Below are 23,948 nucleotides of genomic sequence, written 5' to 3' on the forward strand. Positions count from 1 at the left end.
GTCTGCCTCGCGATAGTGGCGAGGCCACTACAGTTGCGAAAAGACTAGGCGCCGACGACGAAGGCGAAGACCAGGCCCAGGATGGCCAGTGCTTCAGCAAGGGCGAAGCCCAGCATGGCGATTGGCTGCAGAATACGCTGAGCCTCTGGCTGACGAGCAACACCGTTGATGTAAGCGGCGAAGATCAGACCCACGCCGATGGCCGAACCGATAGCAGCCAGGCCGTAGCCGATCATATTCAGGGAGCCGTGCAACATGTGATTATGTTCCTTTCAAGATACCGACCTTCTTGCCGGTAGGTTGTGAGGTATTCCTTGAGAAGCTCAAGGAAGAACTTTGATGGTTGGAAGTGACGAAGATATGGCTTAGTGGGCGTCGGCGTCGATAGCACCCTGGATGTAGATCGCGGTCAGCAGGGCGAAAACGAACGCCTGCAGAACCATGATCAACAGTTCCAAGAAGTACATCGCTACCGAGCCGGCAATGATCAGTACGCCAAGGCCGTTCATGGCCAAGTTGTCCTGAACCACGATCAGGTAGCGTGCGCCGGCGGCAGCCAGCATCACGATCATGTGACCAGCCAGCATCGTTGCCATCAAACGCAGCGAGTGCGTCAGCGGGCGAACGATGAAGTTTGAAATGATTTCCAACGGAATCATCAGCGGCATGATCCAGCCCGGAACACCGGACGGAACAACGGCCAGCTTGAAGTAGCGGATACCGTGGTTCTTCAGGCCTACGGCAATCCAGGTGCCGTAGATGATGATTGCCATCGCATATGCAGAACCAGCGTGTGAGAACGATGGAAGCTGCAGGAACGGAATTGCACCGAAGAGGTTGTTCAGCAGTACAAAGAAGAAGGTCGCGAACAGCAGAGGAACCCATGGACGGAAGTTCTTCTCGCCGATGATGTCGCGGCCAATGCCGTTACGCACGAATGCGTAACCGGATTCAGCGATGTACTGCATCTTGCCTGGAACCAGCTTCGGGTTCTTGATGGCGACGGTGAAGAACCAAGTGATGAGCACGATCGAGAGTACGATCATGAGCATCTGCTTGCCGAAACCCGTACCGTATTCAGCCAACCACGGGTAAATCTCCGGGAGGTGAGTATCGGACACGGTCGGCGGCACGAAGCCGCCTTCTTCTGAGGCCATTGGGAGCGCAAACGCGAGCAACGCGCTGTCCTCTCTGCAGTAACGGTCACGGGCAAAAGGTGGTGACTGGCGGTAACTGCCTTTCACCGTGTGAAGAAAAGATCAAAACGGGCAACCCTCAGAGTTGCCAGCAAATGCATCAACTCTGATAGAGTGCCATCCTCAGGTCCCCCTGAAGATGAATTCCGATTCAACTACGCGCGATTATGCGCACGGCCGAAAATGACCCGTTAGTAAGCTTATCAAACTCACAGCATCTCTTTGGCATATTTGCCACAGAGCTAGACCTAATCCTCGTTGTAGATCGCAAGACGTGCCTTCATGAAGGCACGGACCTCTCCGACCTGCCAGGCAACGAGAGAAATAGCTGCTGCAAGTACGAAACCCTGACGGTCAACCCAAGCGGGCAACCCCAGGTTCAACAGAACGAAGGCGATGCCGAAGACCTTGACGACGAATACAGCCAAAAACGCGGGCATGGCCCACGAACGGCGGATTCGTCCGGCAGCTTCGGCGATGAGGATGCCAATAGCAAAAAAGCCAATAACCATTCCGGCGGCCAAAGCCCCGGAGAGTGCGTACTCAAGATCTGCGATCAGCCAAGAAATCAGGAAAAAGGCCAAGCTCGCAATGATCGAGTACACCAATGACAGGCCTAGAATCGGCAGCCAGATGGACTTCGGCGCAGACGAAGCACTGACGCGGGCAGAACCAGAAGCCAAGTCCGCATCCTTTCTTCGTCTATCTCGATCGACCATCGTGCACCCATCGATGCTGATGAAACTCAAAACTTCCACATGGCGACAACGCCCAGGAAGTAGATCCATATTGAATTCTACACGAGATAGAAGAGAATGTCGGACTCGACCGTCGGTGCTTTCAGCTGGCCTTTTTGCCCAGCTTTGTTTTTAGGGCGCTCCAGCGCTCGGTCACCAGCGGTTTCCACGTAGCCAGAGCAACGCCGAAGAACAAAACCAGTGCAATTGGCAGCACCAGTTCGACCGGGATAAATGCGATGGAGACCACAGTCACCGCGATGGTTCCGGCCCAAATATAAAGCAATATGACCGCCCTGCGCACCGAGTGGCCCTGGGCAAGCATCTTGTGGTGGATGTGCTTGGCATCCGGTGAGAACGGAGAGCGTTTGTTGGCGAGTCGTCGGAATACCGAGAGCACAAGGTCTAGAACTGGTAGGAAGACGATGACCATGGGCAGCAGCATCGGCATGTAGGCCGGGATGTTCCGGAAACGCTGGGCCTCAAGTCCCTGCACGTCGCCGGTGACCGCGATCGCCGAGACCGATAGGATCAGGCCGATGGACAGCACGCCCGTTTCGCCCATGAAGATGTTTGCAGGGTTGAAATTATGCGGCAGGAATCCCAGACAGGCGCCGAGCAACAGGCAGCACAAAAGCGCACCGATGTTGGCGTAGTCCTCCGCGCTGACATGTGTTGCCAGGACGTAGGAATAGACGAAGAAGGTTGCAGCCCCGATGGCCGCCAAACCTGCGGCAAGCCCGTCGAGCCCATCGGAGAAATTGATGGCGTTCATCGTGAGCACGATCAAAAATACAGTGACCAGTATTTGTAGCCACTTGTAGTCGATCTCCCACGAGCCCACGGGCAGGGACTGAATGAGGATGCCATTGGTGGAGATGATCAGGCCGACCATGATCTGCGCCGCGAGCTTCACGTACCAGCGCAGGTCGAACATGTCGTCGGCCAGTCCCAGGATCAGAATCACCAGCAGGGCCATGACGATGCCGATGATCGGCTGCGGGCTGTTAAAAATCCCGGTGAAGAACCTCAGTTGGCTCGCCAGCGCAAGTCCGGCCAAAAACGCGGCGATGATCGCCACGCCGCCGAATTTAACTATGGGGCTCTTGTGCTGATCGCGCGCGCGAACCTGCTGCCCGATGGTAAACCGCTCACCCACCGAACGCACGACGGGGGTGAGCAGATAGGAGACCGCAAAGCTGAATGCGATCAGGATGACATAGCTTCTCATGCGTCCTGGCCAGCAGCGTCCTGATCTGACTGCTGCGAGTCGGAGTCGTCGGCGGGTGCAGCGGCAGGTTCTTCGCCCAGATCTAGGATCTGCGGCACGACAACGCGCAGTTCATCGATGCCGATGGCGCCGGAACGCACCACACGCAGCTGCTCTGAGGTGCAGTCGATGATGGTGGAGGGCAGCACTTCCTGCCCATCGGCGCCGCGGGAGCCGCCGTCCAGGTAGACGTCGACCGAATCACCCAGCTGTTCCATGGCCTCATCGGCAGTGGTGGCAGCCGGCTGCCCGGTGCGATTTGCCGAAGAAACTGCCAGCGGGCCGGTGACCGCCAACAGGTCAAGTGCGCTCTGGTCGTTGGGGACACGAAGCCCCACGGTGCCGCGGGTCTCCCCCAAATCCCAGGTCAGCGAGGGCTGTGCCAGCAAAATCAGGGTCAGCGCGCCGGGCCAGAAGGCCTCGGCCAGCTTGCGGGCGTCGTCGGGAACGTCGCGCGCCAACCCGTCCATCGTCGCAATCTGCGAAATCAATACCGGCGGCGGCATCATGCGGCTGCGGCCCTTGGCCGCCAGCAGCATGGCCACGCCCTGGGCGCTGAACGCGTCCGCGCCGATCCCGTACACAGTGTCGGTGGGCAGGACGATGCAGCGCTGCGCCGACAGCGCCTGACGCGCGGCGGCGAGGCCGTCTGCATGTTCCTGCTCGTTGCTGACCAAAAATCGTGTGCTCACGGGTTCATTCTTTCATGTGCTGTTGCTAGTTCGTGGTTTATCGCGCGGGCGGGATTCCTAGGGGGCCATGCCGCTGGTGGATCGGGCCCTGCCTGTCAGGTCCTGGTGCCCGGCAATCGAGATGAAGCCCGCATCGCGCAGTAGCTGGGCCGCGGAGTGCTCCTGGACCTCTGCATGCTCCATCACAAACAGGCCGCCGGGGCGCAGCAGCCGCATTGCCTGCGCGGTGATGGCCCGGGGAATCTGCAGGCCGTCCTCCCCCAGTCCGTAGAGCGCCATCTGAGGGTCGTGCTCGCGCACCTCCGGTTCACGCGGCACCGCGTTGGGCGGGATGTAGGGCGGGTTGGAAACCACCAGGTCCATCGTGCCTTCCAGCGCAGCGGGAAGGTCCGCCGCGTCCTGATGCAGCACCTTGACACCCAGCGGTTCGCAGTTGGCCCGGGTGTAGCCGATGGCATCGTCGGAGAGCTCCACGGCCCACACGGTTGAGTTTTTGGCCTCGGTGGCAAGGGCCGCGGCGATGGCGCCGGAGCCGGAGCACAAATCCACACAGCGCGGGTTCTCCAGCCGCTGCTCAGCCAGGAAGTCGAGCCCCACCTGCACCACGCTTTCGGTTTCTGGGCGCGGTGAAAAGACCCCGGGGCCAACCTTGAGCGTGAGGTAGCGGAAGTAGCCCTGCCCGGTCAGGTGCTGCAGCGGGATGCGCGTGGCACGGGCGGCGAGCAGGTCGTTGAACTTCGCCGCCTCGAAGGCGCTGAAGCTCTCGCCGCGCAGTTCACGCAGCTTGAGTTCCGCCCGTTCGATGCCCAGCACGAAACAGGCCAGCAGGTCGACGTCCGCCATCGGGCTGGGCACCGAGGCGGCGGCAAGCTGGGCAATGCCCGCGCGGCGCAGCGCTGCGATCTGGAACGCCGAGGCGCCCTGCGAGGGTGCGCCGCCGACGGTGCTGATATCCGGGGCCATGGGCCGGCCGGCTACTCGCCCAGCGCGGCCAGGCGCTCTTCCTCGTCCATTTGGATGCAGGATTCGATGACGGGCTGCAGGTCGCCGTCCATCACCGCGTCCAGGTTGTAGGCCTTGTAGCCGGTGCGGTGGTCCGCAATGCGGTTTTCCGGGTAGTTGTAAGTGCGGATGCGCTCGGAGCGGTCCATGGTGCGGATCTGGCTGGCACGCTGGGCCGAGTTCTCCGCGTCGATCTGCTCCTGCTGGTGGGCCAGCAGGCGCGAACGCAGCACGCGCATGGCCGCTTCGCGGTTCTGGATCTGCGACTTCTCGTTCTGCATGGCCACGACGATGCCGGTGGGCAGGTGGGTGATGCGCACCGCTGAGTCGGTGGTGTTCACCGACTGGCCGCCCGGGCCCGAGGAGCGGTAGACGTCGATCTTCAGGTCGTTCTGGTGGATCTCCACCTCTTCGGGCTCGTCGACCTCCGGCAGCACCAGCACGCCGGCGGCGGAGGTGTGGATGCGGCCCTGAGATTCGGTGACCGGCACGCGCTGTACGCGGTGCACGCCGCCCTCGAACTTCAGGTGGGCGTAGACGCCCTCGGCGGGGTCGTTGGACGAGCCCTTGATGGCCACCTGAGCATCCTTGTAGCCGCCCAGGTCGGACTCGTTGTAGGAGATCATCTCCACCTTCCAGCCCTTGTGCTCCGCGTAGCGGGTGTACATGCGCAGCAGGTCGGCGGCGAACAGCGCGGCCTCGTCGCCGCCTTCACCGCCCTTGACTTCGAGGATCACGTTGCGGCCGTCGTTCTCGTCGCGCGGGATCAGCAGGCGGCGCAGCTTCTCCTCCAACGCCGGCAGTTCGGCGGTCAGGGTTTCGACCTCTTCGGCGAAGTCCGGGTCTTCGTCGGCCATCTCCTTGGCGGCTTCCAGATCTTCGGTGGCGGTGTTCCACTTGTTGTAGGCTTCGACGATGCCGTTCAGCTGTGCCGAGCGGCGGCCGAGCTTGCGGGCCAGGGACTGGTCGGCGTAGACCGCAGGATCGGAGAGCTGCGCCTGAATCGCGGCGTGCTCCTCAAGTAGCGACTTGACGGATTCAAACATGGTGTAGCTCTTCCTTTGTCTACGCGGAACCGGTGGTGGCCGAATTAAATTCTACGGCTAAATCTGAGGCACGCTGCGAGCGTGCTGGCGTGATCTGCATGGCAGTGGCAACGCCGACGCGCCGATGGCGTCCAGCTGAACTATCAGCTGGACGCCATGGCGGGTGCGGAACTAGTGCTTGTCCGGGGTGGTCTTGTTGACCAGCATCAAGAACTCCGCGTTGGACTGGGTCTCGCGGATCTTGCCGGTGAGCACCTCCAGCGCCTGCTGCGGGTCGATGCCCGAGAGCATGCGGCGCAGGCGCCACATGATGCGCACCTCTTCCGCGCTCATCAGGGCCTCTTCGCGGCGGGTGGAGGACGCGTTGACGTCCACCGCTGGGAAGATGCGCTTCTCGGCCAGCTGGCGTGAGAGGCGAAGCTCCATGTTGCCGGTGCCCTTGAACTCCTCGAAGATGACCTCGTCCATCTTGGAACCGGTCTCCACCAGCGCGGTGGCCAGGATGGTCAGCGAGCCGCCGTTCTCGATGTTGCGTGCGGCACCGAAGAAGCGCTTGGGCGGGTACAGCGCCGCCGAGTCGACGCCGCCGGAGAGGATGCGGCCGCTGGCGGGGGCCGCCAGGTTGTAGGCGCGGCCCAGGCGGGTCATCGAGTCAAGCAGGACGACGACGTCCATGCCGAGCTCCACCAGGCGCTTGGCGCGCTCGATGGCCAGCTCCGCCACGGTGGTGTGGTCGTCGGCCGGGCGGTCGAAGGTCGAGGCAATGACCTCGCCCTTGACCGTGCGCTGCATGTCGGTGACTTCTTCGGGACGCTCGTCCACCAGCACCATCATCAGATGGACTTCTGGGTTGTTGGTGGTGATGGCGTTCGCGATGGACTGCAGGATCAGGGTCTTGCCGGCCTTCGGAGGCGAGACGATCAGGCCGCGCTGGCCCTTGCCGATCGGGGCGACCAGGTCGATGACGCGCGGTCCGACCTTCTTCGGGTCGGTCTCCAGGCGCAGGCGCTCGGTCGGGTACAGCGGTACGAGCTTGTTGAACTCGACGCGGTCACGGTTGTCCTCAGGCTTCTTGCCGTTCACGGAAGTCAGCTGCACCAGGGCGTTGAACTTCTGGCGCGGGTTCGGGGTTTCACCCTCGCGCGGGGCGCGGATGGCGCCGACGATGGCGTCGCCCTTGCGCAGATTGTACTTCTTGACCTGGCCCAGGGTGACGTAAACGTCGTTCGGGCCCGGCAGGTAGCCGGCGGTGCGGACGAACGCGTAGTTCTCCAGCACGTCCAGGATGCCGGCGATCGGCAGCAGGACGTCGTCCTCGCTCAGCTGCGGCTCATCTACATCGTCGCGGCGGTTGCGGCGGTTGCGGTTGTTCCGGTCGTTGCGATCCTGGTTGCGGTCGTTGCGGTCGCGGCGGTTGCCCCGCTCATTGCGCTCGCCCCGGTCGTTGCGATCGTTGTTGCGTTCGCGGCGTTCGCGGCGCTCATTGCGGTCCTGGTTGCGCTCATTGCGCTCGGATCGGTCGTTGTTGCGCTCGCGACGTTCCTCGCCCTGCTCACCCGATTCGCCCTCGGCGGCTTCCGCGCGCTCTGAACGGTCCTGGTTGCGGTCATTGCGGTCGTTGCTGCGCTCGTTGCGATCACGGCGGTTGCCTCGCTCGCGGCGGTTGTTGCGGCGCTCGTCACGCTGCTCACCGTTGCGCGAATCGGACTCGTTGGCGTTCTCGGCTGCTGCCTCGCCCGACGGTGCCTCGGTGTTGGCCCCGGCTGCTTCTGCAGCTGCTGCTTCTGCCTTGGCTGCACGGGTGTTGCGGCGCTGACGAGGGGCTCGGGAGGAACCGGCACCCTGCTCTGCCGGCGCCTCGGCCTTTGCGTCCTCGCCCTGTTCTGACGCTGCCGGGGCGGCGTCGTTCTGCTGCTCGGCGGCTGCGATCTTGCCCGAATCGGTGACGCGGCGCGATGGGCGGCGGGTGCGTGCAGGCTTCTCGGCCTTGGCCTCGTCCGCAGGTGCCGCATCCTGGCTCTGAGCCGCTGCCTCGTTGGCGGCCTCTGCCGGAGCTTCCGCCTTGGCATCGGTCTTCGGTGCACGACGGGTGCGGGTCGACTTCGCCGCGCTCTTCTTAGCAGCCGGAACCTCGGTTGCTTCAGCCTTCGACTCGGTCTTTTCTTCGACCGCCTTGGCATCTGCCTTCTTGGCTCCAGCAGACTTCGCTGCCGCGTCCTTGGCAGGAATCGAACCGCCGCGCTGGTGGGTTGCAATGGCGGACACCAGATCTGCCTTGCGCATGCGCGATCCGCCGGTAATTCCAAGCTGCGAGGCAAGCTGCTGCAGCTGGGTCATCTTCAAAGAGGCCAGGCCGGCGCTCTTGGTATCGGAAGTCTTGGCGTCCACGCCTTCGTTCAGGCTCGTGGTTTCGGTCACGAAAGTTCCTTCTGACTCGTTGTTTGGGTGCCCTCAGGCTGCCCACTGTGCCGTAATTGAGGTGTTGCAGCGAAGAATATGGCTGTTCCACCGCCCGACCCGCCACCAAGGTACAACTGATGATCGCGGGAAGCCGGGATTGAAAACTGATATCTCGACGGCACGACTGTGCATGAGTGTGGGATATCAAAGGTGCTGCAAACTGCAGAAGATTCGGAACGGCTTGAAGAAGTAGCTACTTCCCTTAGCACTCGCCTGTTGGTTCATCACCGGGTCGACCCCGCGTGATCCGAGACTGCATTGGTGCTACAGCACCTCTACTGTAGCACCCTTGGTGGCAAGTGATGGAACTTCAACCCTCCACGACACCGCAGATTGTGCGCCAAAGCGCTGGATCTGCTCCACCGCCTGCGCCTGCTGCGCCTCATCGGCAACCAGGGTCATCACGGTGGGACCGGCCCCGGAGACCACTGCGGCCAGTCCCGCGGCGCGCAATTGGGCGATCAGGGCGGTGCTCTGCGGCATCGACGCCCCACGGAAGGACTGATGCAGGTAATCGGTGGTGCCGGCCAGCAGGAACGAGGGGTCGTTGCTCAAGGCATGGATCAACAGCGCCGCGCTGGCGGAGTTCGCAGCGGCCACCGAATGGTCGACCTGAGCGGGCAAAACACCGCGAGCCACCTCGGTGGACAAACCGTTGGAAGGGATTGCCAGCACCGCACGCACGTTCTCGTGCAGCGGCACCAACGCGGTGGAAAAGCTGCCGTCGGCATTGGTGGTGGAAATGCTCAGTCCGCCGAAGACCGCCGGGGCGACGTTGTCGGGGTGGCCTTCCCAGGCGGCGGCCGCCTGAAAAATACCGTCCGCTCCCCCGCGCGCGTTTTCTGGCAGCAGCGCGTCGGCTGCAGCGTAGGCGGCGACGATCGCCGCGGCGGAGGAGCCCATGCCGCGGGCGTGCGGAATGTTGTTTTCAGCCTGCAGTTCGATGCCAACCGGTGCGAAGCCGCGGGCCGCCCAGTACTTGTACATTTCCGCAATGATCAGGTGCGAGGCGTCCTTGGGCAGCGACTCGGCGCCGTCGCCGGTGATCTGCACGCGCGTGTGCTGCCCGGTGCGGATCTGAATGCTGTCGCGGAATTCAAGGGCCAGGCCCAAAGAATCGAACCCCGGGCCCAGGTTGGCGCTGGTGGCAGGCGGTTTCACGATGATGTGCTGTCCCAGGGCGATCTGCTGTTCCATGGGTTCCTTACTTGAGTGCGTGGCTAGATGCAGCCGGTGGGAATGCAGAACCCGCCGCCTGCCATGGTTCAGGCAGGCAGCGGGCCGCGATATTACTTGGTGTGCGTCAGTGCCGTTGGGCGGGCCGCTGACTAGTTCAGGCCCAGAGCGGCGGCTACTTCCACCACGTCAAAGGCTACCTTGGTAGGTTCGACGGCGGAGCCGTCGGCCTGCTGCAGCGCCCAGTTGGGGTCCTTCAGGCCATGCCCGGTCACGGTGATCACGATCTTCTTGCCGGTCGGCACGTTACCCGCGCCGTGGTGCTTGATCAGACCTGCGACGCCAGCGGCGGAGGCTGGCTCCACGAAGACTCCCTCACGCGAGGAGAGCCAACGGTGGGCGGCGAGGATCTCCTCATCGGTCACCGAATCGATCAGGCCGCCGGACTCGTCGCGGGCGGCTTCGGCCTGCTCCCAGGAGGCGGGGTTGCCGATGCGGATTGCGGTGGCGATGGTGTCAGGCTCGGTAATCGGGTGGCCGGCGACGATCGGGGCCGCGCCAGCTGCCTGGAAGCCCCACATGATCGGGGTCTTGGTGGCCACCGGCGCCAGGGTTTCACCCGCAGCGTTGGTGTACTCGGAGGCGTACTCCTTGTAGCCCTTCCAATACGCGGTGATGTTGCCCGCGTTGCCCACCGGAAGCAGGTGGTAGTCAGGCGCGTCGCCCAAGAAGTCCACGACCTCGAAGGAGCCGGTCTTCTGGCCCTCGATGCGTGCCGGGTTCACGGAGTTAACCAGGAACACCGGGTAGTTTTCGCTCAGCTTGCGGGCCACCTCAAGGCAGTTGTCGAAGTTGCCGTCGACCTGCAGCAGCTGCGCCCCGTGGGCAATGGCCTGGGAAAGCTTGCCCATGGCGATCTTGCCGTCCGGCACCAGCACGGCGCACTTCAGGCCCGCCTGGGTGGCATAGGCTGCGGCGGAGGCCGAGGTGTTGCCGGTGGAGGCGCACACTACCGCCTTGGCTCCGGCGGCCACGGCGGCGGTCATCGCCATGGTCATGCCGCGGTCCTTGAAGGAACCGGTCGGGTTCATGCCCTCGACCTTCAGGTACACCTCATTGCCGGTCAGCTCGGACAGGGCCGGTGCAAAGACGAGCGGGGTGCCGCCTTCGCCCAGGGTGATGACCTTGGTGTTTTCGTCTACTGGCAGACGGTCGGCATATTCGCGGATGACTCCGCGCCACTGGTGGGCCACGTTAGTTTCCTTCAACTCGCATAACGGATGTAACAGTATTGACCACGTCCAAGGCCTGGAGCGCCTCGACGGTGGTGCGCAGGGCCGCTTCGGTGCCCAGGTGGGTGAGGATGCGCAGGGACGCCGCCTCGCTGCCCTCGCCGCCCTGCTGGATCATCGACTCGATGGACACCGAGTGGGTGCCGAACACGTCGGCAACGCGGGCCAGCACACCTGGCTGGTCGGTGATGGACAGGCCGATCCAGTAGCGGGTGGTGATCTGCTCGAAGTCGAGCAGGTTCACCGGCAGGTCCGCCGAGCCGTTGGGCAGCGGGGCCCCGGCTGCCAGCTGGCGGGCGACGGCGACGACATCGCCCATGACCGCCGAGGCCGTCGGGTTGCCTCCCGCCCCGGCGCCGTAGAACATCAGGTCCCCGGCGTTTTCGGCCTCCACAAAGACAGCGTTGAACGCGCCGCGTACGCTGGCCAGCGGATGGCTTCGCTTGATCAGCGACGGGTAGACGCGCACCGAAACTCCGGCGTCTTCCTTCTGCGCGATGGCCAAAAGCTTGATGACGTAGCCAGCCGCGGCGGCTGCCGCCACGTCGGCGGCGGACACCTCGGTGATGCCTTCGGTGTACACCTGGTCCGAGGAGACGGTGGTGTGGAAGGCCAGCGAGGCGAGGATCGCCGCCTTCGCGGCCGCGTCGTGGCCTCCCACGTCGGCGGTCGGGTCTGCTTCCGCGTAGCCCAGCGCCTGGGCTTCGGCGAGCACATCCGCAAAGGCGGCGCCGGTGGAATCCATCGCGTCGAGGATGAAGTTCGTGGTGCCGTTGACGATGCCCATGACCTTGGTGATGTGGTCTCCGGCCAGCGAATCTGCGATCGGGCGCAGGATCGGGATGGCCCCAGCCACGGCTGCCTCGTAGCGCAGCTGGGCGCCATTGGCGGCGGCCAGCGCGTTCAGGCGTGCGCCCTCGGCGGCGATCAGCGCCTTGTTGCCGGTGATCACGCTGGCGCCGCGGGACAGCGCGCGGGTGATGTAGTCCCCCGCCGGCTGCAGCCCGCCAAGCAGTTCGATGACCACGTCGGCCTGATCGATCAGCGCGTTGGCATCGGTGGTGAACAATTCCGCAGGCAGCTGCACGTCACGCTGTGCGTCGACATTGCGCACCGCAATACCGATCAATTCAAGCTTCACGCCGCTGCGATCGGCCAAGGCCCGTGCGTCTTCTAGAAGAATCCGCGCCGTCTGGGCACCGACCGTACCGGCGCCCAGCAGGGCTACCTTCAGGCTCTTTTCACCGCTCAATTAAACTCCCATGTCGCGGGCTAACAAATCTGCTTCGGTCTCCCTGCGCACGATCAACCGGGCGGCTCCGTCGCGCACCGCAACCACTGCGGGGCGCGTGAGGTAGTTGTAGTTGCTGGACAGGGCCCAGCAGTAGGCTCCGGTGGCCGGCACTGCCAGCAGATCGCCGGCGGCGACGTCCTCGGGCAGGTAAACGTCCTTCACGACTATGTCACCTGACTCGCAGTGTTTCCCAACTACGCGAGAAATAATTGCGTCGCTTTGCGTCACACGGCCGGCCAGCACGCTGGTGTACTGCGCGTCGTAGAGCACCGGGCGCGGGTTGTCGCTCATGCCGCCGTCGACGGAAATGTAGCGGCGCGGGTGCAGTGCGCCCGCCTCGTCTTCCACCTGCACGTCCTTGCGCACGCCCACCTCGTAGAGGGTGAAGGTCGAGGGGCCGACGATGGCGCGGCCGGGTTCGATGGAGATGCGCGGGCAGACCATGTCCAGCTCCTTGCAGGTCGCGGAAACGACCTCCGCCATCTGCGCTGCCAGCTTCACCGGGGTAGAGGGGTGGTCCTCGGATGTGTAGGCGATGCCGTAGCCGCCGCCCAGGTCCAGTTCGCCCAATTCAACGCCGTGGATTTCGCGGATCTGCGCCAGGATGCCGAGCATGGTGCGCGCGGCCATGGCGAAGCCCTCGGCCTCGAAGATCTGCGAGCCGATGTGCGCGTGCAGGCCCAGCAGGTTGATCTGCCGCGACTCAATGGCGCGGGCCACGGCGGTAAGCGCCGGGGAGGTGCCGGTGGCGTCGGCCAAAATTGACAGGCCGAACTTCTGGTCCTCATGGGCGGTGGCGATGGCCTCATGGGTGGAGGCGTGCACGCCAGGGGTGATGCGCAGCATGACATTGGCGCGCTGCCCCAGCGCCTCGGCCACGCGGATCACGCGCTCAAGCTCATCCAGGGAGTCGACGACGATGCGGCCCACGTTCAGCTCGATGGCGCGGCTGATCTCCGCCACCGACTTGTTGTTGCCGTGCAGCGAGAGGTTCTCCCCCGGCACGCCGGCGGCCTTCGCCACGGCCAGCTCGCCGCCGGAGCAGGTGTCCAGGCGCAGGTTCTCGGCGGTGGCCCAGCGGGCCACCTCGGTGCACAAGAACGCCTTGCCCGCGTAGTAGACGTCCACCCCGCCGCACAGGTCCTTGAACGCCGCATCGAACGCGGTCTTGAAGCCTGCGGCGCGGGCGCGGAAGTCGCTTTCGTCGAGCACGAACAGCGGGGTGCCGAATTCGCGGGCCAACTGGGATGCGGGGATGCCCTGCACCGCAAGTTCGCCGTCGGCGCCGCGGGCCACGCCAGCGGCCCATTCAATCTCGCGCAGCGCATTAACGTCGTTCGGGAAGTTCAGCCAGGCGGGTGCCAGCGGCGATGCTGCCATAAGGTGTTACATCCTCTCCGGGGCGGAAACGCCCAACAATTCCAAACCATTTGCGAGCACCTGGGTGGTGGCGTCGTTGAGCCACAGGCGCGATGAGTGCACCGGAGCGACGGCTTCGTCCTCGCCGACCGGGGTGATGCGGGTGGCCGCGTACCAGGAGTGGTAGGCGCCAGCCACCTGTTCCAGGTAGCGGGCAATGCGGTGCGGCTCGCGGAATTCCGCCGCACCGGCGACGATGGACGGGTACTGGCCCAGCACCGCCAGCAGCTCGTTCTCGGTCGGGTCGGTCAACAGGCCGGCATCGAAGGTGTCGCGGGTGACGTTCTTTGCCGCCGCGTTGCGCGCCGCAGCAGCGGAGCGTGCGTGGGCGTACTGCACGTAGAAGACCGGGTTGTCGTTGGTGTTCTTCTTCAGCAGTTCCGGATCCAGCGAGATCGGCGAATCGGCCGGGAAGCGGGCCAGCGAGTAGCGCAGCGCGTCGGCGCCGATCCAGTCGATCAGATCGCGCAGCTCGATGATGTTGCCCGCACGCTTGGACAGCTTGGCACCGTTGACGCTGATCAGCTGGCCGATCAGCACCTCGATGTTCTTCTCCTTGTCATCGCCCGCGCAGGCGGCAATGGCCTTGAGGCGGTTGACGTAGCCGTGGTGGTCCGCGCCCAGCAGGTAGATCTTTTCCTCGAAGCCGCGGTCCTTCTTGGACAGGTAGTAGGCGGCGTCGGCGGCGAAGTAGGTCGGCTCGCCGTTGGCGCGGATCAGCACGCGGTCCTTGTCGTCGCCGAAGTCGGTGGTGCGCAGCCAGACCGCGCCCTCCAAGTCGAAGATGTGGCCCTGTTCGCGCAGGCGAGCCACGGCGTCCGCCACCGCCCCGCCGTCATGCAGCGCGGTTTCGGAGAAGAACACGTCGAAGCTCACGCCGAAGTCCGCCAGGGTCTTCTTGATGTCTTCCAGCTGGGCCTTGTAGGCCAGCTCGCGGATCTGCGGCAGGACTGCGGACTCTTCCTGGCCCTTGAGCTGCGGCGCCTGCGCCTCGACGATGTCAGCCAGATCCTTGATGTATTCGCCCGGGTAGCCGCCCTCGGGCACCGGCAGGCCGTGCATGCGGTTGTAGACCGAACGCGCGAACACGTTCATCTGGTTGCCGGCGTCGTTGATGTAGTACTCGCTGGTGACATCCGCACCCGAGGCGCGCAGCACGCGGGCAATGGCATCGCCCAGCGCGGCCCAGCGGGTATGGCCGATGTGCAGCGGGCCGGTGGGGTTGGCGGAGACGAACTCCATGTTCACGGTGTGTCCGGACAACGAGTCGTTGCGGCCATAGCTGGCGCCAGCTTCGACGATGGTGCGGGCCAGTTCGCCGGCGGCCGCCGCGTCGAGGGTGATGTTCAAGAAGCCCGGACCAGCAATATCTACCGCTCCGACGCCGGGAACCTCGGCAAGTCGTCGAGCCAGGATCTGCGCGAAGTCGCGGGGAGCCATGCCCGCCTTCTTACCCAGCTGCAGTGCGATGTTGGTCGCCCAGTCGCCGTGTTCGCGGCTCTTGGGGCGGTCGACTCGCACATTATCTGGAACGTCGACGGTAATTTCGCCGGCTGCTACGGCCTGGGTGAGGCATGCGGATATTGCTGCGGAGAGTTCTTCTGGAGTCACCCATCAAGACTACCGGTATTTAGCCGCGGGTTTTGGCATTCATGACGCAGGCAATGCGCAAGATCACCTGCGGCGAAGGGACAGCCACAAGCATGTCCAGTTACACGGAAACGTCATTGACCTGATAAGCTCGTTTTCGTTGCTAGCGCAACATGCCTCTGTAGCTCAGTGGATAGAGCGTCTGCCTCCGGAGCAGAAGGCCGAAGGTTCGATTCCTTTCAGGGGCACCATGAGTCAAAGCCTCGATTTTTTCGGGGCTTTTTCTTTTTCAGACGATGACTGCCTCCCGGTTGCAGGGCTATCCTCGCCTCATCGAGAAGCAACCGTGGATTATCCCGACCCCTGCTGCCGGGCTCTCGGGATCCGAGCTCTTTGAAGGCATGGACGCATCCATCGTTGATTTTTGGAAATTCGCGATGAGCGATTTACGCATGAACAACGTCCGCGGCGATCTTGCCGAGTTTCTTGTGGCTAAGGCCCTGGGAATCGAGGATTATGTGAGAACCGAATGGGATGCCTTTGACATCGCCTACAGGGACCAGCGGATCGAGGTGAAGTCCTCGGCGTATTTGCAGGCTTGGGAACAGCGAACGTTAAGCACCATCGCCTTCAGCGGGCTGCGCGGCAGGCGTTATCATATCATCCACGGCACGGCTACGACCCCAACGGCCCTAGTTTCAATGCTCACGTCTATGTTTTCTGTGTTCAAACCGCCAAAGACCATGGCCTGCTGAACGAGTTCGATATCGCGCAGTGGGACTTCTACATCGTTAAACGAAGCCTGTTGGCAGCCCGAAATCATGCGGGCATCTCTCTGGGCGCGGTGGCGAAACTTTCGGGCGGCGCCGTTCCGTGGTCGGAACTTCGTCATGGAGTTGAACGGGCGGCCGTGGGTGAACGCGTCGATATTGCTCCTTGGTGGGAAGAGCAAAGCACCCCGACAGTCCATGCGGACTGACGAGGTGCTATGGGCTTGTCGTAGCGGCAGGACTACTGAAGCATGGTGCGGTCGTCGAGCTGCGCACCCTTGATCTTTTCGAATTCGCCCAGCAGGTCCTTGACCGTCATCTGGCTCTTCTGTTCGGCGTCGAGATCCAGAATAATCTCGCCGTCGTGCATCATGATCAGGCGGGTACCCAGCTGCAGGGCCTGCTCCATGTTGTGGGTGACCATCAGCGTGGTCAGCTCATAACGCTCGACAATCTGCCGAGTCAGGCGCGAGACCAGCGCGGCGCGCTGCGGATCGAGGGCCGCAGTGTGCTCGTCGAGCAGCAGGATCTTCGGCTCCGAGAAGGTGGCCATGAGCAGGCTCAAGGCCTGGCGCTGACCGCCGGAGAGCAGCCCTACCTTGGTCTTCAGCCGGTTTTCGAGGCCCAGTTCCAGGCTCTTGAGCTCTTCGACAAATAGTTCGCGGCGCTTTGAGGTCACACCGAGCTTCAGCCCGCGGAACTTCCCGCGGGAGTACGCCAGTGCCATATTCTCTTCGATGGACATCGTCGGCGCGGTACCTGCCATCGGGTCCTGGAAGACGCGGCCGATGTACTTGGCGCGACGGTAGTCGGCCATCTTGGTGACATTTTTGCCGTCAATGCTCACGGTGCCGACGTCCGGCTGAAGCTTGCCGGCAATCATGTTCAGCACCGTTGATTTTCCGGCGCCGTTGGAGCCGATGACGGTAACGAATTCGCCGGCGTTCAGCGTCAGGTTGATGTTGCGCAGCGCCTTGCGTTCATTGACCGTTCCAGGGAAGAACGTGCGCGACAGGTTCTTAATTTCAAGCATTGGAGCGAACCTCTTCCTTGGTTTCTGCACCGGCGGCGGGCTTGGACTTGAAGGACTTCGTCAGTTTCTGGAAGCCCTTCCATTTAGGCAGCAGCAGCGCCAGAACGACGAGTACCGCGGAAATCAGCTTCATGTCGTTGACTTCCAGGCCGGCACCCAGGGCGAACTGGATCACCAGGCGGTAGATCACGGCACCGATGACCACTGCCAGGGCGGCAAGCCAGATGTGGCGCTGGGTGAAAATTGCCTGACCGACGATGACCGAGGCCAGGCCGATGAGGATGACGCCGATGCCCATGCCGACGTCGGCGAAGCCCTGGTACTGGGCAACTACAGCGCCGGAGACTGCAACCAAGCCGTTGGACAGTGCAAGGCCCAGAATCTTCTGGTTGTCGGTGCTGACGCCGAAGGAACGGATCATTTCTTCGTTGTCGCCGGTGGCTCGCATGGCCATGCCCATTTCGGTGTGCAGGAACCATACGGTGGCCGCCACCAGCAGCAGGCTCACCACGAAGAAGATGCCGATCGAGGTGGGGGTGCCAAGAATTCCAGCCTCGCGCATGGGGCTGATCAAGGTGTCTTCGCCGAGCAACGGCGTATTCGCCTTGCCCATGATTCTCAGGTTGATGGAGTACAACGCGATCATGGTCAAGATACCTGCAAGCAGGCCGTCGATCTTGCCCTTGGTGTGGAGCAGGCCAGTAATGGTGCCGGCGGCCATGCCGGCAAGGAAGGCCAGGGCCGTCGCCAGCCATGGGTTCATCCCGTTGACGATGCCAACCGCCGCGACGGCGGCACCGGTGGTGAAGCTGCCGTCGACCGTCAGGTCGGGAAAGTCGAGGACGCGGAAAGTCAGGTACACGCCCAGCGCCATGATGGCGTAAATCAGGCCGAGTTCAACTGCGGTGATCATGTTCGGATCCTAGAGTTGTCAAGAAAGTTATTGGTCGCGACGAAGGCGAGGCGGTATGCTGCACGCCTCGCCTTCGTTACACAGCTGGAAAGGTGGGTTCGACCCTAATAGGTCTGAACTGCCTTGTCCTTCAGTTCCTGCGGGAACTCGATGCCGATCTTCTTGGCGGCGGTCTCGTTCAGGTACAGCTCAACCTCGGAGATGGTTTCTACCGGCATGGTTGCCGGTTCGGCTTCACCCTTGAGGATCTTCACAGCCATTGCAGCGGTCTGCTCGCCGAGCTTCTCGTAGTTGATGCCGTAGGTGGCGGTGGCGCCGCGCTCAACCGAGGAGCCGTCGGCGGAGATTACCGGAACCTTCTTGGATTCAGCGGTCTGCAGCAGGCCTTCAAGGGCCGAAACAACCGCGTTGTCGGTGGGTACGTAGTAGGCGTCGACGTCAAGGGATGCCGCCGCCTGCTGTACCTCGCTCGGTGCGGAGATGGCTGCTTCCTTGATGTTCAGGCCCAGCTCGCTCGCGGCGTCCTTGGCCCACTGGACCTGCACCGCGGAATTTGCTTCACCCGAGGAGTAGACGATGCCGACGTCCTTGGCGTCGGGATCGATCTGCTTGAGCAGTTCAAGCTGTTCCTTGACGGGGTTCTTGTCCGAAGTGCCGGTGACATTGGCACCCGGTGCTTCCTCCGACTTGACCAGCTTGGCCTCGACAGGGTCGGTCACCGCGGAGAACAGGACCGGGACGCTGGTGATGGTCTGGGCGATTGCCTGTGCGGTAGGGGTGGCGACCGCGAGCACCAGGTCGATGTCCTTGTCGGCGGCGAGCTTGCCGGCGATGGAGGTGTTGGTTGCCTGATCCGCCTGGGCGTTGTTCTCGTCGTAGGAGATCTTGTCCCCGGTGTAGCCGGCGTCTTCCATGCCCTTCTTAAAACCCTTCACCACTGCATCGAGCGATGGGTGGGTCACGTACTGGGCGATGCCGATCTTGACCGGTCCGTCGCCGCTGCCGGCATCGGTGGAGCCGGAGTCGCCGCTGCCGCCGCAAGCGGTCAGGGCCAGCGCGCTGGTGGCGGCGATGGCTGCGAATTTCAGTGCGGTGAAGCGCTTCATGAAGGTTCCTTTCAAAGTTCCCTGTGCGAGTTTTGACCACCGATGTTTCCTTAGGCCCCAGGAGCCTGGCAGGGTGGCTGCCGAGCTTGGGAACACCCTAGACCTTGTGACGGTGATTACCCACGATCTTACATGTGAACGACCTCACTTAGGCCACAATTCGATCTCCATCGCAGACATTTGCACCTTGAAATCAGCGTAGTTACACACAAATATGCTGGTTTTGACGCTTCAATCACACTTTTTGTATTTTTTGCCCCAAAGCTGTCGACGAGTTTTTGGACGAATAGCGAATTTGACTTGCACAGAGCGTGATCTGGGTCGCTGTGAAAAGGCGCAGCTTTGCGCGTTGAGAACAGTGCGAGCGCCGAGTCGGGCGGCACTAATAGAATGGAGTCATCATGGCGCTAACCATTTCCTATCCAGAAGCCCTGCCCGTCTCTGCCCGCCGCGAGGACATCCTCGATGCGGTGGCCAACAACCAGGTGGTTGTCATCGCCGGCGAGACCGGTTCGGGCAAAACCACCCAGCTGCCAAAGATGCTCATCGAATTGGGCCTGGCTGAACGAGGCATGATCGGCCACACTCAGCCGCGCCGCCTGGCCGCACGCACCGTGGCCGAGCGCATCGCCGAGGAAATGGGCACCACGATCGGCGACGAGGTGGGCTTCCACGTCCGCTTCACCGGCGAGGTCTCGCGCAACACCAAGCTGAAGGTGATGACCGACGGCATCCTGCTGGCCGAAATCCAGCGCGACAAGCTGCTGAAGAAGTATTCGGCGATCATCATCGACGAGGCGCACGAGCGCAGCCTGAACATCGACTTTCTGCTCGGCTACCTCAAGCAGATCATGCCCAAACGGCCGGATTTGAAGATCATCATCACCTCCGCCACCATCGACCCGCAGCGCTTCGCCGCCCATTTTGGGAGCCTCAATGCCGACGGCGAACTGGTGCCCGCCCCGATCCTCGAGGTTTCCGGACGCACCTTCCCGGTAGAACTGCGCTACCGCCCCCTGCAGGCCGAACTGGACCTGGAGGAGCAAAACGCCGATGCCGACTCGCTGGAAGACGACCGCGACCCGCTGGATGCCGTCACCGATGCGGTGCGGGAACTGGCGGCCGAGGCCCCGGGCGACATCCTGATCTTCTTCTCCGGCGAGCGCGAGATCCGCGACGCCGCCGATGCCCTGCGCGCGCTCGTCGCCGGCAACAAACGACTGCCGCGCTATGAGGTGCTGCCGCTGTTCGCCCGCCTATCGCTGGCCGAACAGCACAAGGTGTTCCATCCGGGCGCGGCGCCGCGCATCATCCTTGCCACCAACGTTGCCGAAACCTCGCTGACCGTGCCGGGCATCAAATACGTGATCGACACCGGCACCGCGCGCATTTCGCGCTATTCGCACCGCACCAAGGTGCAGCGCCTGCCGATCGAGCGCGTCTCCCAGGCCAGCGCCAATCAGCGTTCGGGCCGCAGCGGCCGCACCTCGGACGGCATCGCGATCCGCTTGTACTCCGAGGATGACTACGCCTCGCGCCCCGAGTTCACCGACCCGGAAATCCTGCGCACCAATCTTGCCAGCGTCATCCTGCAGATGATCTCCATGGGCGTGGTGGCCACCGCCGCCGAGGTGGCGGACTTCCCGTTCGTGCAGCCGCCCGAGGCGCGGGCCATTGCCGACGGCGTGAACCTGCTGCGCGAGCTGGGCGCCCTTCAGGGCGACAAGCGGGCGCGCATCACCCCTGTGGGACGCAAGCTGGCCCAGCTGCCATTGGATGTGCGCCTGGGCCGGATGATCGTGGAGGGCGCCGAACGCGGCGTGGCCAAGGAATTGATGGTGTTGGCCGCCGGGTTGAGCATCCAGGATCCGCGCGAACGCCCAAGCGAAGACACCGGGCAGCGCGAGCGCGCCGTCGAATTGCACAAGCGCTTCGTGGACGAGAAGTCGGACTTCATCAGCCTGCTGAATCTCTGGGCCTATCTGCGAGAGCAGCAGCAGGAGCTGTCCTCCTCCGCATTCCGCCGGCTGTGCAAGGCCGAGTTCATCAACTACCTGCGGGTGCGCGAATGGCAGGACCTGTTCACCCAGCTGCGCCAGCTGGCCAAGCCCCTGGGCGTCACCGTCGCCGCCGCCCCGATCGTGCCAGCGGCCAACGAGGATGCGGTGCACAAGTCGCTGCTGGCGGGGCTGTTGGGGCACATCGGGCTCTATGACGAGCGCAAGCGCGACTACGCGGGTGCCCGCGGCACCCGTTTTGCCATCTTCCCGGGCTCCGGGTTGTTCAAGAAGTCGCCGACGTGGATCATGTCAGCGGAGCTGGTGGAAACCTCTCGGCTCTGGGCGCGAACCAACGCGGCGATCGACCCGGCCTGGGTTGAGGAGCTGGCCCCGCACCTGGTCAAGCACACCTATTCCGAACCGCACTGGTCCCGGCGCAACGGCTCGGTCATGGGCTACGAGAAGGTCACCCTCTTCGGGCTGCCCATCGTGCCACGCCGCCAATTCCACTACTGGCGGGTCGACAAGGACCTGGCCCGCGAGCTGTTCATCCGCCATGCGCTGGTGGAGGGCGACTGGCGCACCCACCACAAATTCTTCGCCAAGAACCGCGCGCTGCTCGAGGAGGTCGAGGAGCTCGAGACCCGCATGCGCCGCCACGACCTGCGCATCAGCGACGAGGACCTCTTTGCGTTCTACGACGCGCGCGTTGGCGAGCAGGTGTATTCCGAACGCCACTTCGACCGCTGGTGGAAGAGCGCCCGCGGCGAGAATCCAACGCTGCTCGACTTCGACCCTCAGGCGCTGCTGGCCGCCGACGCCCAGGTGCTCGATGAGAAGGCCTTCCCCACGACCTGGCCGCTGGGCAGCATCCACCTGCCGCTATCCTACGAGTACAACCCGGCCGCCCAGGCAGACCAGGGCGACGGGGTGACGCTGACGGTTCCGGTGGTGTTCCTGAACCAACTGGATCCCGCCCGCTTCGCCTGGCTGATCCCGGGCCTGCGCCACGAGCTGCTCACCGCGTTGATCCGCTCCATGCCCAAGGCCATCCGCAAGAACTTCGTCCCCGCCCCGGATGTGGCGGCCAAGGCGCTATCCATGCTCGACGCGGACTTCGACCCGGCCCTCGACGACCTGGCCGAATCCCTGGCGCTGGTGCTGCGCCGGCTGCGCGGGGTCGTCGTTGATCCAACGGTCTTCGACTTCTCCACCCTGCCGGCGCACCTGCGCTTCGGCTTCATCGTCACCGATGCCGCGAACAAGGTGATCGGCCGCGGGGACGACCTAGCGGCCCTGCAGTACAAGCTGGCTGCCGCAAACCGTGCGGCGCTGGCCAGCGGGGTCAACTCCCCCGGCCTGCCGGGCCCCTCCGGAAAGGGTTCGGCTGGCAAGGGTTCGGCCGGCAAGGGTTCGGCCGGCAAGGGTTCGCCGAAGTCCGTCGGCCAACAGACCGGAAAGCAGCAGGGACGTCCCGGCGCTGCGCCCGCGGCCGGGGGCAAGGCCGCCGGAGCCTGGGACCAGCAGAATCTGCAGGTGTGGCCGCAGCTGGAGGCGAAGGGCGAGACCCTGAGTGACACGCTGCCGGTGAAGGTGACCACCACCGTGATGGGGCAGCAGATCACCGCCTACCCCGGGTTGATCGACAACGGCTCAGGCGCAGACCTGACGGTCTTCCGCACCCCGATGGAGCGCGACGCGGCCCACCGCAGCGGTGTGATCCGGCTGCTGATGCTCGCCCTGCCCCCGGCGGCGAAGTTCGTGAGCACGCACCTGAACAACACCGAGAAGCTGGCGTTCACGCAGAACCCGCACGGGTCCATCGACAAGCTCATCGCCGACTGCACCATGGCGGCGGTGGACAAGCTGGTGCCCGAAAAGCTGCCGATGAACCGCACGGCGTTCGAGGCGCTGTTTGAAACCGTGCGCGCCGAGCAGATTGACACGGTGTTCACCATCACCGCGGTGGTGGCCAAGGTCTTCGCCTCCGCCACGCGCATCGCCAAGGCGCTGAAGTCCACCACCTCGCTGGCGATGTTCGCCGCCGTGTCCGATGTGCGTTCGCAGATGGAGCAGCTGATCTACCCCGGCTTCATCGCGGCCACCGGCGCCACGCATCTGATGCGGCTGCCGCGCTACCTGCAGGGGGTTGAGCTGCGCCTTGAAAAGCTTTCAGGCGGCGCGGTGACCCGCGATGGGCAAGCGCTGACGGTGATCCAGAAGCTGGAGGACGACTACGACGCGGCGCTGGAGCGGGTGCCCCAGGGAGCCCGCCTTCCGGCCTCGCTGGCCGAGGTCAAGTGGATGCTGGAGGAGATGCGCATTTCGCTGTTTGCCCAGGAGCTGGGCACCGCCTATTCGGTCAGCGAGAAGCGCATCCGCAAGGCCATCAAGGACGGCTTGGAGGCGCTCTAGGAACGTTCGGCACCGCGGCCGGAGAAATCAGGGACCCGCAAGCATGCTTGCGGGTCCCTGGTTTGTCCGGGTCTTCACTGCGGCGGCGCAGTGCGTCGGCAGCTCGTCTAGTCGGCGGGGATGAATCGGCCGTGGCCATCGGCGCGCAGCCCTTCGCGCAGCGCCTGGGCGTTGGCGTCGAGCTGGGCCGGGTCGGGGTTCACCGCGGCGTTGGACAAGTCGAAGTCTGCCAGCGAATTGGTGGGCCAGACGTGCACATGCAGGTGCGGAACCTCGAATCCGGCGATCATCAGCCCTGCCCGGGCCGCGGAGAAGACGCGCTTTTGGGTGCGGCCGATCTTCGTGGCCACGAGTGTCAGGTGGGTGATCAGCTCGTCGGGGGCATCGGTGAATTCGTCGATCTCGGCGCGCGGCACCACCAGGGTGTGCCCATCGGAGAGCGGGCCGATGGACAGGAAGCCCACGCAGGTTTCATCGGACCAGATGAAGCGGCCGGGAATCTCCTTGTTGATGATTTTGGTGAACAGGGTGCTCATT

19 protein-coding genes and 1 tRNA gene are annotated in these 23,948 nt (G+C 63.7%); 3 read left to right on the top strand and 17 right to left on the bottom strand.

Features of this window, described 5'->3' with window-relative positions:
* Positions 1-44: 44 nt before the first annotated feature.
* The 13 genes from RUH64_RS06315 to argS all read right to left on the bottom strand — a co-directional run bounded on the left by RUH64_RS06315 (position 45) and on the right by argS (position 15,195).
* Positions 45-257, bottom strand: coding sequence for an ATP synthase subunit C (locus RUH64_RS06315; protein ID WP_038990456.1), 213 nt, complete (start codon positions 255-257; stop codon positions 45-47).
* 108 nt (positions 258-365) lie between these two features.
* The gene (atpB, locus tag RUH64_RS06320) at positions 366-1,157 is read right to left on the bottom strand and encodes a F0F1 ATP synthase subunit A (RefSeq protein WP_313812189.1); all 792 of its coding nucleotides are present in this window, start codon (positions 1,155-1,157) and stop codon (positions 366-368) included.
* Between the two features lie 287 nt (positions 1,158-1,444).
* Entirely contained in the window at positions 1,445-1,879 is a 435-nt protein-coding gene (locus RUH64_RS06325; protein WP_313812190.1) for a hypothetical protein, read from the bottom strand.
* Between the two features lie 157 nt (positions 1,880-2,036).
* Positions 2,037-3,164, bottom strand: a complete 1,128-nt coding sequence (locus RUH64_RS06330) for an MraY family glycosyltransferase (RefSeq protein WP_313812192.1) — start codon at positions 3,162-3,164, stop codon at positions 2,037-2,039.
* Positions 3,161-3,895: an L-threonylcarbamoyladenylate synthase gene (locus RUH64_RS06335; protein WP_313812194.1), complete on the bottom strand. Its 735-nt coding sequence runs from the start codon at positions 3,893-3,895 to the stop codon at positions 3,161-3,163. Before RUH64_RS06335 ends, RUH64_RS06330 begins: the two co-directional genes overlap by 4 nt.
* 57 nt (positions 3,896-3,952) lie before the next feature.
* Entirely contained in the window at positions 3,953-4,858 is a 906-nt protein-coding gene (gene prmC / locus RUH64_RS06340) for a peptide chain release factor N(5)-glutamine methyltransferase (protein ID WP_313812195.1), read from the bottom strand.
* A gap of 11 nt (positions 4,859-4,869) precedes the next feature.
* On the bottom strand, positions 4,870-5,943 hold the full coding sequence (gene prfA / locus RUH64_RS06345) for a peptide chain release factor 1 (RefSeq protein WP_313812196.1): 1,074 nt from the start codon (positions 5,941-5,943) through the stop codon (positions 4,870-4,872).
* A 171-nt stretch (positions 5,944-6,114) separates the two neighbouring features.
* Positions 6,115-8,361, bottom strand: a complete 2,247-nt coding sequence (gene rho / locus RUH64_RS06350) for a transcription termination factor Rho (RefSeq protein WP_313812198.1) — start codon at positions 8,359-8,361, stop codon at positions 6,115-6,117.
* A gap of 306 nt (positions 8,362-8,667) precedes the next feature.
* Positions 8,668-9,600: a homoserine kinase gene (gene thrB, locus RUH64_RS06355; RefSeq protein WP_313812200.1), complete on the bottom strand. Its 933-nt coding sequence runs from the start codon at positions 9,598-9,600 to the stop codon at positions 8,668-8,670.
* Positions 9,601-9,731: 131 nt separating this feature from the next.
* The gene (thrC, locus tag RUH64_RS06360) at positions 9,732-10,832 is read right to left on the bottom strand and encodes a threonine synthase (protein ID WP_313812201.1); all 1,101 of its coding nucleotides are present in this window, start codon (positions 10,830-10,832) and stop codon (positions 9,732-9,734) included.
* Position 10,833: 1 nt separating this feature from the next.
* Positions 10,834-12,123 (bottom strand): homoserine dehydrogenase, encoded by a 1,290-nt coding sequence (locus RUH64_RS06365; protein WP_313812202.1) that lies wholly within the window; start codon positions 12,121-12,123, stop codon positions 10,834-10,836.
* Complete coding sequence (gene lysA, locus RUH64_RS06370; RefSeq protein WP_313812203.1) at positions 12,124-13,545, bottom strand: diaminopimelate decarboxylase; 1,422 nt, start codon at positions 13,543-13,545, stop codon at positions 12,124-12,126. It abuts the gene before it with no gap.
* Between the two features lie 6 nt (positions 13,546-13,551).
* Entirely contained in the window at positions 13,552-15,195 is a 1,644-nt protein-coding gene (gene argS, locus RUH64_RS06375) for an arginine--tRNA ligase (protein ID WP_313812205.1), read from the bottom strand.
* 154 nt (positions 15,196-15,349) lie between these two features.
* Between argS and RUH64_RS06380 the strand changes: the two genes are divergently transcribed.
* Both RUH64_RS06380 and RUH64_RS06385 read left to right on the top strand, forming a co-directional pair.
* Positions 15,350-15,425 (top strand) — tRNA-Arg (locus RUH64_RS06380).
* Between the two features lie 45 nt (positions 15,426-15,470).
* Positions 15,471-15,929, top strand: coding sequence for a hypothetical protein (locus RUH64_RS06385; protein ID WP_313812207.1), 459 nt, complete (start codon positions 15,471-15,473; stop codon positions 15,927-15,929).
* Between the two features lie 256 nt (positions 15,930-16,185).
* Here the strand turns inward: RUH64_RS06385 and RUH64_RS06390 are convergent, their stop codons facing one another.
* The 3 genes from RUH64_RS06390 to RUH64_RS06400 all read right to left on the bottom strand — a co-directional run bounded on the left by RUH64_RS06390 (position 16,186) and on the right by RUH64_RS06400 (position 18,996).
* Positions 16,186-16,977 (bottom strand): ABC transporter ATP-binding protein, encoded by a 792-nt coding sequence (locus RUH64_RS06390; protein WP_313812208.1) that lies wholly within the window; start codon positions 16,975-16,977, stop codon positions 16,186-16,188.
* Positions 16,970-17,890 carry an ABC transporter permease gene (locus tag RUH64_RS06395; RefSeq protein ID WP_313812209.1) on the bottom strand — a complete coding sequence of 307 codons (921 nt, stop codon included), beginning with the start codon at positions 17,888-17,890 and terminating at the stop codon, positions 16,970-16,972. Before RUH64_RS06395 ends, RUH64_RS06390 begins: the two co-directional genes overlap by 8 nt.
* A gap of 104 nt (positions 17,891-17,994) precedes the next feature.
* On the bottom strand, positions 17,995-18,996 hold the full coding sequence (locus RUH64_RS06400) for an ABC transporter substrate-binding protein (protein WP_313812211.1): 1,002 nt from the start codon (positions 18,994-18,996) through the stop codon (positions 17,995-17,997).
* 401 nt (positions 18,997-19,397) lie between these two features.
* On the opposite strand from RUH64_RS06400, the gene hrpA reads away from it, so the two are divergent.
* Positions 19,398-23,411 (top strand): ATP-dependent RNA helicase HrpA, encoded by a 4,014-nt coding sequence (gene hrpA, locus RUH64_RS06405; RefSeq protein WP_313812213.1) that lies wholly within the window; start codon positions 19,398-19,400, stop codon positions 23,409-23,411.
* A 107-nt stretch (positions 23,412-23,518) separates the two neighbouring features.
* Here the strand turns inward: hrpA and RUH64_RS06410 are convergent, their stop codons facing one another.
* Positions 23,519-23,947, bottom strand: coding sequence for an HIT family protein (locus RUH64_RS06410; protein ID WP_313812215.1), 429 nt, complete (start codon positions 23,945-23,947; stop codon positions 23,519-23,521).
* Position 23,948: the final 1 nt, after the last annotated feature.

The organism is Glutamicibacter sp., from assembly GCF_032154645.1.
Lineage (GTDB): Bacteria > Actinomycetota > Actinomycetes > Actinomycetales > Micrococcaceae > Glutamicibacter.

Bases quoted from the DNA above. Each gene is read 5' to 3' on its own strand.
- RUH64_RS06410 (WP_313812215.1), bottom strand. From the start codon at position 23,947: ATGAGCACCCTGTTCACCAAAATCATCAACAAGGAGATTCCCGGCCGC.
- hrpA (WP_313812213.1), top strand. From the start codon at position 19,398: ATGGCGCTAACCATTTCCTATCCAGAAGCCCTGCCCGTCTCTGCCCGC.
- RUH64_RS06390 (WP_313812208.1), bottom strand. From the start codon at position 16,977: ATGCTTGAAATTAAGAACCTGTCGCGCACGTTCTTCCCTGGAACGGTC.
- prmC (WP_313812195.1), bottom strand. From the start codon at position 4,858: ATGGCCCCGGATATCAGCACCGTCGGCGGCGCACCCTCGCAGGGCGCC.
- RUH64_RS06315 (WP_038990456.1), bottom strand. From the start codon at position 257: ATGTTGCACGGCTCCCTGAATATGATCGGCTACGGCCTGGCTGCTATC.
- RUH64_RS06395 (WP_313812209.1), bottom strand. From the start codon at position 17,890: ATGATCACCGCAGTTGAACTCGGCCTGATTTACGCCATCATGGCGCTG.
- thrB (WP_313812200.1), bottom strand. From the start codon at position 9,600: ATGGAACAGCAGATCGCCCTGGGACAGCACATCATCGTGAAACCGCCT.
- atpB (WP_313812189.1), bottom strand. From the start codon at position 1,157: ATGGCCTCAGAAGAAGGCGGCTTCGTGCCGCCGACCGTGTCCGATACT.
- RUH64_RS06385 (WP_313812207.1), top strand. From the start codon at position 15,471: ATGACTGCCTCCCGGTTGCAGGGCTATCCTCGCCTCATCGAGAAGCAA.
- prfA (WP_313812196.1), bottom strand. From the start codon at position 5,943: ATGTTTGAATCCGTCAAGTCGCTACTTGAGGAGCACGCCGCGATTCAG.
- RUH64_RS06400 (WP_313812211.1), bottom strand. From the start codon at position 18,996: ATGAAGCGCTTCACCGCACTGAAATTCGCAGCCATCGCCGCCACCAGC.
- lysA (WP_313812203.1), bottom strand. From the start codon at position 13,545: ATGGCAGCATCGCCGCTGGCACCCGCCTGGCTGAACTTCCCGAACGAC.
- RUH64_RS06330 (WP_313812192.1), bottom strand. From the start codon at position 3,164: ATGAGAAGCTATGTCATCCTGATCGCATTCAGCTTTGCGGTCTCCTAT.